The sequence below is a fragment of the Enterobacter sp. ku-bf2 genome (assembly GCF_001742765.1).
Taxonomy (GTDB): Bacteria; Pseudomonadota; Gammaproteobacteria; order Enterobacterales; family Enterobacteriaceae; genus Enterobacter; species Enterobacter quasiroggenkampii.
In genome coordinates this window covers 55575-69275 of sequence record NZ_MDVW01000019.1, presented here as the reverse complement: position 1 = coordinate 69275, position 13701 = coordinate 55575, and the positions used below count along the sequence as shown (strand labels likewise).

Below are 13701 nucleotides of genomic sequence, written 5' to 3'. Positions count from 1 at the left end.
TTATTTATGACAGGCAAACTCACCTGCCGCATTTCACAAAAGCAAAATGCCCACTTTAGTAAAACACCCGTCTTCACTTTGATGTACACTAGCCCTCTTTGTTCCACAAACATCAGGCATACCATGACCGATTTAATTGCACGCCCACGCCGCCTGCGCAAGTCACCTGCACTGCGCGCTATGTTTGAAGAGACAACCCTGAGCTTAAACGATCTGGTGTTGCCGATTTTTGTTGAAGAAGAGATCGATGACTACAAGGCCATCGAAGCCATGCCGGGCGTCATGCGCATTCCGGAGAAATATCTGGCGCGTGAGATCGAACGTATCGCCAACGCGGGGATCCGCTCGGTGATGACCTTCGGCATCTCCCACCATACTGACGCGACCGGCAGCGACGCGTGGAAAGAAGATGGCCTCGTCGCCCGCATGTCGCGCATCTGCAAAGAAACCGTGCCGGAAATGGTGGTGATGTCCGACACCTGCTTCTGTGAATACACCTCGCACGGCCACTGCGGCGTGCTGTGCGATCACGGCGTGGATAACGATGCTACCCTGCTTAACCTCGGCAAGCAGGCTGTTGTCGCGGCCGCGGCAGGCGCAGATTTCATCGCACCTTCTGCCGCGATGGACGGACAGGTTCAGGCGATTCGTCAGGCCCTGGACGCGGCCGGTTTCACTGACACCGCCATCATGTCCTACTCCACCAAATTTGCCTCCTCCTTCTACGGCCCGTTCCGTGAAGCAGCCGGTACGGCGCTGAAAGGCGATCGTAAAACCTATCAGATGAACCCGCTGAACCGCCGCGAAGCGATTCGTGAATCCCTGCTCGATGAAGCCCAGGGCGCAGATTGCCTGATGGTAAAACCGGCTGGCGCGTACCTGGATATCCTGCGCGACATCCGCGAGCGCACCGAGTTGCCGCTGGGCGCTTATCAGGTGAGTGGTGAGTACGCGATGATCAAATTCGCCGCCCTGGCGGGTGCCATTGATGAAGAGAAAGTGATCCTGGAAAGCCTGGGGGCGATCAAACGCGCGGGCGCGGATCTGATCTTCAGCTACTTCGCGCTGGATCTGGCCGAGAAGAAAATTCTGCGTTAATCCGCTTTAGCGCCGGGTGGCGGCTTCGCCTTACCCGGCCTACGCTCTGCTCAAATCTTCACCCAACTGCAATACAACCGACATCTGCGCCTTCTACTGTCTTCGCAAGACGGCAGGAGGAGTGACCATGTTTAGCCTCGATAGCGTTCTCGACGATCTTTGGCCTCAGGCGAGGCCCGCACCCTGGCAAAAAAGTCTGTTAAAAAGACTGTTCTACGAAGATGAATTTCAGCAATTTGCCGCAGCCCACCGCCACCTGAAAGGCCTGGATATGGTGGAGCAGGTTCTGGAACACCTGGATATTCTCTGCACCGTTTCCGCCCGCGATCTCGAACAAATCCCCGAACATGGCCCGCTGGTCATCATTGCCAACCACCCGACGGGTACGCTGGACGGACTGGCGCTGCTGTATGCCGTCTCCCGCGTGCGGCGCGATGTTAAAGTCGTAACCAACCGGATGCTGACCCACCTTGAGCCCCTCAGTTCGCTGTTTATTCCGGTGGACAATATGGGCGGCAGGACGGCGAAAACGTCTCTGGTGCAGATGGAACAGCATCTGCAAAACGCGGGCGTGCTGATCTTCTTCCCGGCAGGCGAAGTGTCCCGCCCCACGCGCAAAGGCATTCGCGATAAAAAATGGCACTCCGGCTTTATCAAACTTGCCGGCAAGCTGCGCGCCCCGCTGCTGCCGGTGCATATTCAGGCGCATAACAGCCTGCTCTTTTATGCCAGCACGCTGGTCTCCCCAACGCTGTCGATGCTGCTGTTGATGCAGCAGATGTTCCGCCGCCGCCACAGCCAGCTGCCGATCAAAATCGGCCAGCAGATTGCGTGGCATCACTGGCACAGCGCTACCCTTTCGTCGCGTGAGATGGCCGAGCAGTGCCGTCAGCACGTGATGCGTCTTGGCAAGGGAGTGCCCGGCGTCTTTAAAACCCAGTGCGCCATTGCCCGTCCGGAAGACCGGGCCACCCTGAAACGCGCGCTGGCGCAGGCCGAATGTCTGGGCAAAACCAGCGACGGTAAAACCATCTATCTTTGGCAGCGAAACGGTCAGGAAGACGCCCCGCTGCTGCGCGAGCTGGGCCGCCTGCGCGAGATTGCCTTTCGCGCGGTGGAGGAAGGGAGCGGCAAACGTCGGGACACCGACAGCTACGACGATGATTATCTGCACCTGATCCTGTGGGATGAGGACGATCTGGAGATCGTCGGGGCGTATCGCTTTATGCCGACGGCCATGCAGATCGAAAAGCGCGGCGTTGAGGGGTTGTACAGCTATAGCCTGTTTCACTACGACGACAAAATGCAGGACGTGCTGGAACAAGGCATTGAGCTGGGGCGCAGCTTTATTCAGCCGCGCTACTGGGGGCGCCGCGGCCTGGACTATTTATGGTCCGGCATTGGCGCTTATCTGGCGCGTTATCCGCACTACCGCTACCTGTTTGGCCCGGTCTCGATTTCCGGTGGCTTACCGCCTGCCGCGCGGGATCTGCTGGTCGCCTTTTACCGCCTGTGGTTCCCGGCGACGCATCCGCTCGCCGCCTCGCGCCAGCCGTATCCCGCGTCCCTGCCGGACGTGCTGGCGCAGTTTGGCGGCGTGGATTACGTGGACGATCTGACGAAGCTGAAATCCCTGCTCGGCAATCTTGGCTGCGGCATTCCGCCGCTCTACAAGCAATATTCCGAGCTGTGCGAGCCCGGCGGCGTGCAGTTTATTGATTTTGGCAGCGACCCCGCGTTCAACAACTGCGTTGACGGGCTAGTGCTGGTGGATTTGTGTTACCTGAAGGCGAACCGCTATCAGCGGTATATTGAGGCGCACCTTTAAATGTGCGGTATTCTGTAGGCCGGGTAAGGCGTAGCCGCCACCCGGCAATTGTGCACCGTTTTCGCCGGGTGGCGCTGCGCTTACCCGGCCTACGGGAGCGACGGGTTAAGGACGATAAAACGGCTTATCCCCCAAAATCGTCGCCCGCTGCATAATCCGGCGCTGCGGCAGATAGTCCGCATTGGCATAATGCTGCGTTACGCGGTTATCCCAGATCGCCAGATCGTTCTCCTGCCAGCGCCAGCGCACCTGGAACTCCGGTTTGGTGATATGCGCAAACAGGAAACCTAACAGCGCCTCACTCTCTTTTTCCGTCACGTCCACGATGCGCGTGGTGAACCCTTCGTTTACGAACAGCGCCTGTTTGCCCGTTACCGGATGGGTCCGCACCACCGGGTGCAGCAGCGGAGGATGCTTCGCCACAGCCTCCTGCCAGCGCTGATGTTCCTCTTCCGTTTTACGGTACTTGTACTCCGGGAAAGATTTTTTGAAGTCGTGCTCCGCCCGCAACCCGCTCAGCAGCGTCCGAAGCGGCGCGGAGAGCGCCTCATACGCCGCAATCCCGCTGGCCCACAGCGTATCGCCCCCCGTCTCCGGCAGCCGTTTCGCCGCCAGAATCGCCCCCGCAGGCGGTGTGTCGATAAAGGTCACATCGGTATGCCAGTTATCATTATCCGGCGGGTTATCATTGTGGGTGTCGAGGACGATAATCTCTTCCACCCCTTCCGCATGCGGATAGACCGGGTGGATATGCAGATCGCCAAAGCGCAGGGCCAGCGCGCGCTGCTGCTGCGGGGTGATCGCCTGCTCGCGCAGGAACACCACCTGATGGCGCAGCACCGCGTGGTACAGTTGCTCAAACTGGTTATCGCTCAGCGGACGGGTCACATCCAGGCCCGACACCTGTGCACCAATGTACGGCCCCAGCGGGGTGATAGTCAGACGTTCACTCATTGTATTTCTCCATGCCAGGGCGTCAGACGGCGCTGTAACGCGCGCAGCCCCAGTTCTAATCCGAAGGCGATCGCGGCGATCACCGCGATCCCTGCCAGCACCACGTCAGTCGCCAGGAACTCTCCCGCCGACTGCACCATAAACCCAAGGCCGCGCGTGGCCGCAATCAGCTCCGCCGCCACCAGCGTGGACCAGCCCACGCCAAGGCCGATGCGCAGCCCGGTTAAAATCTCCGGCAGTGCGCCCGGTAAAATCACGAACAGCAGCACCTGCGTACGGCTGGCTCCCAGCGACTGCGCCGCGCGGATCCGCACCTGCTGGGCGCTCTTCACGCCCGCCAGCGCAGACATGGCAACCGGGGCAAAAATCGCCAGATAGATCAGCAGGATTTTTGACGTTTCACCGATGCCGAACCAAATCACCATCAGCGGCAGATAGGCCAGCGGCGGGACTGGGCGGTAAAGCTCAATCAGCGGGTCGAGGATGCCGCGCACCGTCGGGCTCAGCCCCATCGCAATCCCCACGGGAATGCCGATAATCACCGCCGCCAGCAGCGCCACCAGAATACGCGCCAGGCTGGCACCTAAGTGCTGCCAGAGCGTGGCATCCATAAAGCCCTGCGGCCCGGCGATGGTAATGAGTTTGGCCAGCACCTGTCCCGGCGGCGGCAGAAACAGCGGGCTGACCCACTGCAGGGCAGCAACTGCCCACCACACCGCCAGCAGTACCAGCAGCGTGCCGACGCTCAACGTGATTTGACGTGAGAAAGGCCAGCGCAGCGCCAGACGCGTGCGGCGCGTTTTTTCACTGAAGACGATGCTCATGAGAAGGCCTCCCGCTGTTCAAACACGCGGCTTAAAACGTACTCACGCTGTTCGATAAACAGCGGATCGGATTTGATGCTGCGCACGGGTTCCCCCGCGACGTAGCGGCGGGCGAAATCCAGCGGCAAGCGCTCCAGCACACGGCCCGGTCCCGGCGAGAGCAGCACCAGCTCGGTGGCCATAAATACCGCCTCTTCGATATCGTGGGTAATCAACAGCACCTGCTTGCCCGTCTCATGCCAGAGGCGCAACAGCAGGGTTTGCATCTGCTCGCGGGTGAAGGCGTCGAGCGCCCCGAACGGCTCGTCCAGCAGCAACAGCTGCGGATTCGCTGCCAGCGCGCGGGCAATCCCGACACGCTGTCGCTGGCCGCCGGAAAGCTGCCAGATATAGCGTTTTTCCGCGCCCTCCAGCCCCACTTTTTTCAGCATCGCCCGCGCCGTTTCCAGCCGCTGTTCACGATTGATGCCCGCAAGCTGCAGCCCAAACGCCACGTTTTCCTGCACGTTGCGCCATGGGAGCAGGCCTTCATTCTGGAAGACCACGCCGCGCTCGGCGCCGGGGCCTTCCACCTTTTTGCCTTCCAGTTGAATGGAGCCATGCTGATAAGGGACAAACCCGGCGATCAGATTCAGCAGCGTGGTTTTTCCGCATCCGGACGGACCCAGCACCACCAGCAGTTCACCGCTGTCCAGCGTCAGGTTGATCTCCTCCAGCGCGGGTTTGCCACCGTAATCAGCAGACAGATTTGTAATATTCAGCATGGCGGACTCCTTATTTCACAAAACGATCGGTCACGTACTGGCTGTAATCCGTCGCTACCGCGGGCACTTTGCCCTGCTCTTTCAGGAAGGTGGCGGTATCAACAATCGCTTTGTTTACCGGCCCGGTCAGCTGCTGCACCTGCTGCGCGGGGGTCAGATAGGTATTGCCCTTCACCAGCCCCGGTACGTCCGCTTCCGGTACGCCGCTCAGGCGGGAGAGTTTTTCCAGGTTGGCGGGCTGCTTCAGCCATTCATCCGGGTTACTGATGTACGGCTGCTGGGCGTCAATCGCGCTTTTCGCGAAGGCTTTCACCACCTCAGGATGTTTCTCGGCGAAGTCTTTACGCACGACCCACACGTCGAGTGTTGGCGCGCCCCACTGGCCCACTTTTTCGGAGTCGGTCAGCACGGTGCCGTCTTTTTCCAGTTCGTTCACGGCCGGTGCCCACACATAGGCCCCGTCAATGTCGCCGCGCTGCCAGGCCGCGATAATCGCCGGCGGCTGGAGGTTAATAATTTGTACCTGCCCCGGCTTGATGCCCCAGTGTTTCAGCGCCGCCAGCAGGCTGTAGTGGGTGGTGGAGATAAACGGCACGGCGATGCGTTTGCCGATCAGGTCTTCCGGCTTGGTGATGTTTTTCTTCACCACCAGCGCTTCAGAGTTACCGAGCTGCGAGGCGAGCAGGAACACCTCAATCGGCACTTGCTGGCTGGCCGCGACCGCCAGCGGGCTGGAGCCGATATTGCCGATCTGCACGTCGCCGGAGGCTAACGCACGCACCACGGAGGCCCCGCTGTCGAACTTGCGCCAGTCGACTTTCGCGCCGCTCTCTTTGGCAAAGGTGTTGTCCGCCTGCGCGACTTTCGCCGGTTCCGCAGAAGTTTGATACGCGACGGTGACGTCCACCGCCTGCGCCTGAAATGCCCACAGCGCCAGTGCGCCGAGTAGTGTGATTCGCGATGAAATTGCCATAGTGCCTGCTCCCCTTGTTGTTATGAGGGCAGTATTTCCAACGCGGGAATTTTGATAAAGGAATAAAAATGAATCGCTCATAACGATTCGTTTTTAGATAAAAAGCGGGAAAGGATAGTTGGTTTTGTGCGTTTGTTTATGCCGGGTGGCGCTGCGCTGTGCGATCCGTAGGCCGGGTAAGGCGCAGCCGCCACCCGGCAAAAAACTCAGCGCTTCGCGTTAAGCTCAGCAATATCCTTCGGCGTAGTGCGACAGCAGCCGCCAATCAGCTTCGCTCCGGCGTCCAGCCACTGGGGCAGATACCCCGCCAGCGTCTCGCACGCTTCGCCGTGGTGGTGCCAGGTTTTGGTCACCGCATCATAATGCTCGCCCGAGTTCGGGTAGACCACCAGCGGCAACGGCGTCAGGCTTTGCAGGTGCTTCAGTGCCGCCGTGGTGTTTTCCAGCGCGATACAGTTAATGCCCAGCGCGACGATATGCGGAGAGTCGGCCAGCGCGCTGACTACGTCACGCAGCGGCGTGCCGTCGCTCAGGTGTTCACTGTCCCGCAGGGTAAAAGAGAACCACGCCCGGGCGCGGGGATACCCGGCCAGAAGGGTCGCCAGCGCCTTAATCTCGGCAAAAGACGGCAGCGTTTCGCAGGCCAGCAGGTCAGCGCCCGCATCCAGCAGCGCTTCCACGCGCGGGCGGTGGAAGTCGGTGAAGGCTTCCGCACTGCGCACGTAGTCGCCACGATACTCTGAGCCATCAGCCAGATAGGCTCCATACGGTCCAACGGATCCCGCCACCAGCAGCGTGCCCGCATGCGGATTTTCAGCCAGATACGCTTCACGCGCCTTACGCGCCAGCTCCACGCTTTTGCCAATCAGCGCCCGGGACTGCGCCTCGTCCAGGCCGCGCGCCGCAAAACCCGCAGGCGTGGCCTGATAGCTGGCGGTGATCGCCACCTGCGCACCTGCGCGGTAATAATCAAGATGCACTTCGCGGATAAGCTCCGGGTTTTCCATCAGCACTTTGGCAGACCAGAGGTTGTCTGCCAGGTTACAGCCGCGCGCTTCCAGCTCCGTCGCCATCGCGCCATCCAGCACCACAAACAGCTGCTTTTCAAGGAGGGCGGTAAGCGGATTATTCTGCGACATGTTCGGGCTCCTGCGATGTCATATTTCGGGTCAGATAGTAGGCACCATAGCACAGGGCGACAAACGGAATCCCGCAATAAAGGGCAATGCGCTGGCTTGGGTCAAACCACAGGCCGACACAAGCCACCACGCAGAGGATAAAACCGAGCACCGGTACCAGCGGATACCACGGCGCGCGGTACTGCAGCGCAGAGAGCGGCTGCCCGGACTGCAGATGGCGACGACGGAAAACGAAGTGCGACGCGCAGATGCTGATCCAGACGGCCACCACCGCAAAGCCAGAAATCGCCGAGAGCGCGACAAACACCGTGTCAGGCGCCACGACGCTTGAGAACAGCGCCAGCACGCCGCCGAGCATAGAAACCGACAGCGCCGTCAGCGGCACGCCGTTTTTATTTACGCGGGCAAAACAGCGCGGGAGCGTTTTCTCATTAGAGAGCGACCACAGCATGCGCCCGGAGGCGTACAGTCCGGAGTTTGCCGCCGAAAGGATCGCCGTCAGGATCACAAAGTTAAAAATATCCGCCGCGTAAGGAATACCGACCTTTTCAAACACCAGCACGAACGGGCTCTTTTCCACGCCCGCCTGCTGCATCGGGATCAGCGCCGCCAGCACAAACACGGTGCCGATAAAGAAGATGATCAGGCGCGCAATGGTGGTGCGGATCGCCACTGGGATGACCTTGTGCGGATTTTCCGTTTCCCCTGCGGCGATACCGATGAGTTCGGTCCCGGAGAAGGCAAAGTTCACCGCCACCATGGTCATCAGGATCGGCAGTCCGCCGTGCGGGAACCAGCCCTCGGCGGTGATGTTGCTTAAGCCCGGCGCGGGGGAACCGTCCTGCATCGGGATAAAGCCAAAGACCGCCGCGCCGCCAAGAATAATGAAGGCAATGATGGTGATGACTTTCACCAGGGAGAACCAGAATTCACCTTCCGCAAAAAAGCGCGTTGAGATGACATTCAGGCCAAAAATCACCACGCAGAAGACCACGCACCAAGCCCATACGGGCACCTGCGGGAACCAGTACTGCATGCAGAACCCGGCGGCGGTAAAGCTTGACCCGAGCGCCACCGTCCAGGTGAGCCAGTAGAGCCACGCCACGGTATAGCCCGTCGCCGGGCCAAGATAACGCGCGGCATAGACGTGGAACGCGCCGGTTTCCGGCATCGCCACGGAGAGTTCGCCCAGACACTGCATCACCAGCCAGACCACCAGCGCGCCGATCAGATAGGCCAGCAGCGTGCCCGCCGCCCCGGTCGTGGAAATGATGTAGCCGGTATTGAAGAATAACCCTGTCCCAATCACGCCACCCAGCGAGAGCATGATCAGGTGACGTGTTTTCATGGTGCGCTTAAGCTGCCCATTTTCTTGTTGTGTTTGCATATTACCTTCTATACGTATGGACATCTAAACATCCAAAGAAGGTGTGTTATACCGCGATTGTTAATAAAAAGCTAGATGACCAGACGCAAACGGGCGCGCCGCGCGCTGAGTCTGGGGTGGGTTGTGAGGATGACATAGAGAATCGGACGCCAGGCCATAAGCACCTCCGCAAGCAGATACTTACAGCATGGTGCGGGAAAAGGCGATCTTCGGTCAGTCGAAAGTGGTATCCGTAAAGCGCGAAGTCATACCGTAACACTGCCCGCAGGACGGGTAAGGCGCAGCCGCCACCCGGTGCAAGGTTGGTAATTCTCACAATCGGTTCTATAGTCGTCACAGTTTCTTAGTAACCAGGAATGACTGATGCGCTTTAACGGACTGACTAAAGGTTTCTTTATTTTCATTCTCGCCCTCGTGACCTGGGCCTTCTTCGACGTGCTGTCGCCCTACTTCTCCGCGATACTGTGGGCCGCCATTCTGACCGTTATCTTCAACCCGGTAAAAAATAAGCTGCGCACCGCGCTGGGGGAGCGCAACGGGCTGGCCTCGCTGTTGACCATCGGTATTATCTGCCTGATCGTCTTTATTCCGCTGATGGTGATCCTCTCCTCGCTCGCCATTGAGCTGAATGTGGTTTACACCAAACTGCAGGAGAACAACACCCAGTTCCCGGAAGTAGTGGCGAGCATCTTCAACCACCTGCCTGACTGGGCCAGCGGCTTCCTCGCGGATCACAACCTGACCAACGCGGCGCAGATCCAGAAAAAACTCTCCGATGTCGCCCTGCAGGGCGGACAGTATCTGGCGGGCAGCGCGTTCCTGATCGGCAAGGGGACGTTTGGCTTTGCGATTAGCTTCGGCATCATGCTGTATCTGCTGTTCTTCCTGCTGAAAGACGGCCCGTATCTGGTACGCCAGATCCTCGACTCCCTGCCCCTGTCCGATTTTGCCAAGCAGCATCTGTTCGCCAAATTCGTCGGCGTGTCACGCGCCACGGTAAAAGGGACGGCGGCGGTGGCCGTGGTTCAGGGCATCCTCGGCGGGATTGCCTTTGCCATTGCCGGTATCGACGGCAGCGTGCTCTGGGGCGCACTGATGGCGTTCCTTTCCCTCGTGCCCGCCATCGGCTCAGCGATTGTCTGGGTGCCCGCCGCTATCTTCCTCTTCGCCACGCACCAGATCTGGCAGGGGCTGTTTATTGTCGGCTTTTTCGTGATTATCGTCGGGTTGGTGGACAATATTCTGCGCCCGCTGCTGGTGGGGAAAGACACCAAAATGCCGGACTACCTGATTCTGATCTCCACCCTCGGTGGCATGGAGCTGTACGGCATTAACGGTTTTGTGATTGGGCCACTCATCGCCGCGCTGTTTATCGCCTGCTGGAACCTCTTCTCCGGACGCGATCACGAAGGTAACGCCGAAGAGCTGGACGCGGATTTCATCGAAGAAGGAAAAAATCCTCCAGATTTGTAAGGACGTGACGATAAAGACCACACCAGGCGGCGCTGTGCCGCCTTTTTTTTCGCCTTAAATCAGACGTTTTCTATAATTTGAAGAACGCCATCCTACTCATGTCGTAAAAGGATCATCTGGTGCGAATCGCGACGATAACAAACTGGGCCTATGGGGCCACGGTCTGCCTGACCATCGCCTCCGGCATCATCATGCTGATGGCGTCCAGTGCGGATACCCTCGAACGTCAGGCCGTTGAACAACGGCAGAAATTTGATCAGCTGACGGAAGATATCGAAACCGATATCTGGGCGCAGTCTGATTTAGCGCGGCTGTACGTCATTAAAAAAGATCCTCAGGTGCTCAAGGAATATAACCAGGCAGAAAACAGCCTGAAGCGCATCGAGCTTCGGCTGGAAAAGCTGCAGGATAACGGCGCATCGGATGAAGAACTGGCCCTGCTGCATGAAGGAATAAAGATCGTCGATGAGCTGCAGGACGAGCAGCAAACCGCCCTCGCCAGCCTGGAACGCGGTGAAGACGCCCAGGCCGTTGCCTTGCTCTATGGTCAGCCCTATGAGCAGGAGCTGGATCGCGCGCAGAATCAGATCGATCACTTTCGCCAGATACTCGACAAGCGCGTTATCGGCTCCGTAAAAGATGCGACAAAAAAATCGAAAGCGCTGCGTACCGCCTCTGAGCTGACGGTCGGCCTGACCGCCCTGCTGTTCCTGTTTGTGCTCGGCTTTATATTAAAGCGCCGCGTGCTGCGCCCCGTGGTGCGCCTGAGCGACGTGGTGCACCGTCTGGCATCCCAGGATTACGCGGTTGAAACGCCCAATTTCAACCAGATCGATGAGATAGGCGATATGGCTCAGGCCATTAGCATCTTCCGTGAAAACGGCCTGGCGCGGCAGCGTCTGGAAAAAGAGCGCGATGCCGACTGGGCCATCCGCGAGCTGCTGGCGCGCATGACCCAGCGGCTGCAGGGCTGTGAGAACTTTAACGATGTGATTAACGTGGCGGAGCTGTTTGCCCCCAATATCGCGCCGGGGATCGCGGGCCGACTCTACGTCCTTGACCGCGAGCCGTGGCAGATGCGCTGCGTCGCGCAATGGCTTTCGCCGGTTGGTGAAGAGACGACGTTCCACCCGGACGAGTGCTGGGCCGTGCGTCGCGGGCAGAGTCACCCGCCGGTGAACGGCGAGCCGGATATTGCCTGTTATCATCTTCCGGCATCCCAGGCGGAAAGCGCGCTTTGCGTGCCGCTTATCGCTCAGGGTGAGGCCATTGGCCAGCTCTCCTTCCAGAATATCACGGCGGATAATGCCCCTTCCCGCGCGTATCTGGAGCTGATGGCCGAGGCGCTAGGGCTTGCGCTGGCCAACCAGCGTCTGCGCGACGCGTTGCTGGAAAAAGCGTTGTTTGACCCGCTCACCGGCCTGCGTAACCGTCATCATCTGGAAGATACCCTGCAAACCCAAACGGCACAGGCGATACGCACTGGCGTGCCGTTAAGCTGCATGATGATTGATATCGACCACTTCAAGAGCATTAATGACCGTTTCGGCCATGAAGCGGGCGATCTGGTGATCAAAAGCGTGGCGTCAATTGTTCAGCGCGCCGCACATGACAACGGGCTGGCATTCCGCTACGGCGGCGAGGAGTTTCTGGTGCTGCTTTCCGGTGCCGATGAAGCAGAAGCGTACGCCTGCGCGCAGAAGATTTACACCGGCGTGCATGAGCTGTCGCTTCGCTACGGGCTGACCGAGATTGGGCCGGTGGACGTGTCGATTGGCATTGCCAGCTACCCACAACATGCCCAGACCGACAACCTGCTGCGCGCTGCGGATGTGGCGCTATACCGGGCAAAAGAGCTGGGACGCGCGCGGATTGTGAGTTTTGGGATGCTGGAGGCGGGTTAGCGGATTTTCGCTTTAGTCGCGCGTCACCTCAGTAATCAATATCGACAATCCATTCATGTCATGACTTTTTTTAGCCATCTCACGGTATTTGGTTGGGGAGAGTCCATATTGGTTTGAGAACGCTCTGCTGAAGGTGGACGGCTCTTCATAGCCTAGCATTGTAAATATATCTGAAACAGAGAGCTGCGTATGTCTGAGCATATGCGCGGCTTTTTCAAGTTTCCGGCTGCGGATATAGAGACCTATACTTATGCCACACTCCTGGCGAAAGTTTCGTTGAATATAAGCCAATGAATAACCGGATTTTCGCGCCACATCCAGAACGGTAATAGGTCTGTATAAATTCGAGTCAATCCAGTGAGTCAGGGACTTAATTACAGTTTCACGATCTTTTAAAAGAGTAAACTTTATACACATAAGTATCCACGAAATTTTATTTACAAGAAGTCCGCTGGCAATGTCATCCAATGACAATTGAAAATAATATTTCCAAAAAGAAAAAATCACCCTAATAATAGGGTGAGAGAATGCTTACTGTATTTTAGTGAGATGTCTTTGCAACATCCTCATTTTGTTCAGGACCATACAACTTCATAAACGCATTAACGGAGGCCTGCGCTTTCATGACAATTTCACTTTCGTCCGGCTGATCCTTTCGTGCTTTTAAAAGCAAGGGTTCAAGGATACCGGCCTGGAGAAGAGAGCGAAAATACTCAGCGGCCAGCACTGGGTCATCTTTTCTTAAAATATTTTGATTCATTAAATCGGTGAAAAGCGCCGATACGTTTGAACGAAGTTTTTGCATTCGCTCATAATACAACTCTCCAATTCCCGACCTTCCGGCTTCGGAAATCATTAATCTTTGCAAGTCCACAATATCCGGTGAACAAATATAGCGTAAAAAGGCAACGGCAAATTGCTCGATAACCAGCTGTGGTGATTTTCTGAAAAGGCGCACCTGCCCTGCAGTTTCAATAGTCATGCTCTTAATATACTGTTCTGTTTCAGAAGACATGCATTCTACAAATAGCTCTTCTTTCGAAGAAAAGTGGCTGTAAATTGTCGATTTTGAGCCACCCACAATCGCGTTGATCTCAGAGATAGACGTAGCATCAAATCCTTTTTGTCGAAACAGCCCGGATGCAACGTCCAGAATCTGTTGCCGTTTAAGCGCTCTTTTATCCATATGTTTCCTCGGTAGTTTAGGTGTTTGGCCGCTCGCCAACACTTTTTGTTATCTGATTTCGGAATCACGTCTGTGAGTAGGGTTCGTAATCGTACCGACGAGTACATTTTTATTTGACGGCGCTCAGAAGTCAAGATATAAATCGTACCGTACTGTACGGTACTGCATTTG

12 protein-coding genes are annotated in these 13701 nt (G+C 57.6%); 4 read left to right on the top strand and 8 right to left on the bottom strand.

Translation table 11 applies throughout. From position 1 onward, the window contains the following. Positions 1-123 precede the first annotated feature (123 nt). On the top strand, positions 124-1098 hold the full coding sequence (gene hemB / locus BFG58_RS17625) for a porphobilinogen synthase (protein ID WP_045909816.1): 975 nt from the start codon (positions 124-126) through the stop codon (positions 1096-1098). 127 nt (positions 1099-1225) lie between these two features. Further along, positions 1226-2926 (top strand): lysophospholipid acyltransferase family protein, encoded by a 1701-nt coding sequence (locus tag BFG58_RS17620; protein WP_069720214.1) that lies wholly within the window; start codon positions 1226-1228, stop codon positions 2924-2926. 105 nt (positions 2927-3031) lie between these two features. Here BFG58_RS17620 and tauD read toward each other — a convergent pair whose 3' ends face one another. From tauD to mmuP, 6 genes are all read right to left on the bottom strand, one after another. Further along, positions 3032-3880, bottom strand: a complete 849-nt coding sequence (gene tauD, locus BFG58_RS17615) for a taurine dioxygenase (protein ID WP_045909818.1) — start codon at positions 3878-3880, stop codon at positions 3032-3034. Then, on the bottom strand, positions 3877-4704 hold the full coding sequence (tauC, locus tag BFG58_RS17610) for a taurine ABC transporter permease TauC (RefSeq protein WP_048225831.1): 828 nt from the start codon (positions 4702-4704) through the stop codon (positions 3877-3879). The genes tauD and tauC overlap by 4 nt, the downstream gene beginning before the upstream one ends. Further along, entirely contained in the window at positions 4701-5468 is a 768-nt protein-coding gene (gene tauB, locus BFG58_RS17605) for a taurine ABC transporter ATP-binding subunit (protein ID WP_069720213.1), read from the bottom strand. Before tauB ends, tauC begins: the two co-directional genes overlap by 4 nt. Positions 5469-5478: 10 nt before the next feature. Continuing rightward, positions 5479-6441: a taurine ABC transporter substrate-binding protein gene (tauA, locus tag BFG58_RS17600; RefSeq protein WP_001018397.1), complete on the bottom strand. Its 963-nt coding sequence runs from the start codon at positions 6439-6441 to the stop codon at positions 5479-5481. Positions 6442-6647: 206 nt separating this feature from the next. Beyond that, positions 6648-7580: a homocysteine S-methyltransferase gene (gene mmuM / locus BFG58_RS17595; RefSeq protein WP_069720212.1), complete on the bottom strand. Its 933-nt coding sequence runs from the start codon at positions 7578-7580 to the stop codon at positions 6648-6650. Beyond that, on the bottom strand, positions 7567-8967 hold the full coding sequence (gene mmuP / locus BFG58_RS17590; protein WP_008503244.1) for an S-methylmethionine permease: 1401 nt from the start codon (positions 8965-8967) through the stop codon (positions 7567-7569). The genes mmuM and mmuP overlap by 14 nt, the downstream gene beginning before the upstream one ends. Before the next feature lie 363 nt (positions 8968-9330). On the opposite strand from mmuP, the gene BFG58_RS17585 reads away from it, so the two are divergent. Together BFG58_RS17585 and BFG58_RS17580 are read left to right on the top strand one after the other, a co-directional pair. Continuing rightward, complete coding sequence (locus tag BFG58_RS17585) at positions 9331-10440, top strand: AI-2E family transporter (protein ID WP_048030055.1); 1110 nt, start codon at positions 9331-9333, stop codon at positions 10438-10440. A 119-nt stretch (positions 10441-10559) separates the two neighbouring features. After that, positions 10560-12344: a diguanylate cyclase gene (locus BFG58_RS17580; protein WP_069720211.1), complete on the top strand. Its 1785-nt coding sequence runs from the start codon at positions 10560-10562 to the stop codon at positions 12342-12344. A gap of 12 nt (positions 12345-12356) precedes the next feature. Here BFG58_RS17580 and BFG58_RS17575 read toward each other — a convergent pair whose 3' ends face one another. After that, positions 12357-12761 (bottom strand): helix-turn-helix domain-containing protein, encoded by a 405-nt coding sequence (locus BFG58_RS17575; RefSeq protein ID WP_023326759.1) that lies wholly within the window; start codon positions 12759-12761, stop codon positions 12357-12359. Positions 12762-12885: 124 nt separating this feature from the next. Next, on the bottom strand, positions 12886-13530 hold the full coding sequence (locus tag BFG58_RS17570; protein WP_023343460.1) for a TetR/AcrR family transcriptional regulator: 645 nt from the start codon (positions 13528-13530) through the stop codon (positions 12886-12888). Positions 13531-13701 lie beyond the last annotated feature (171 nt).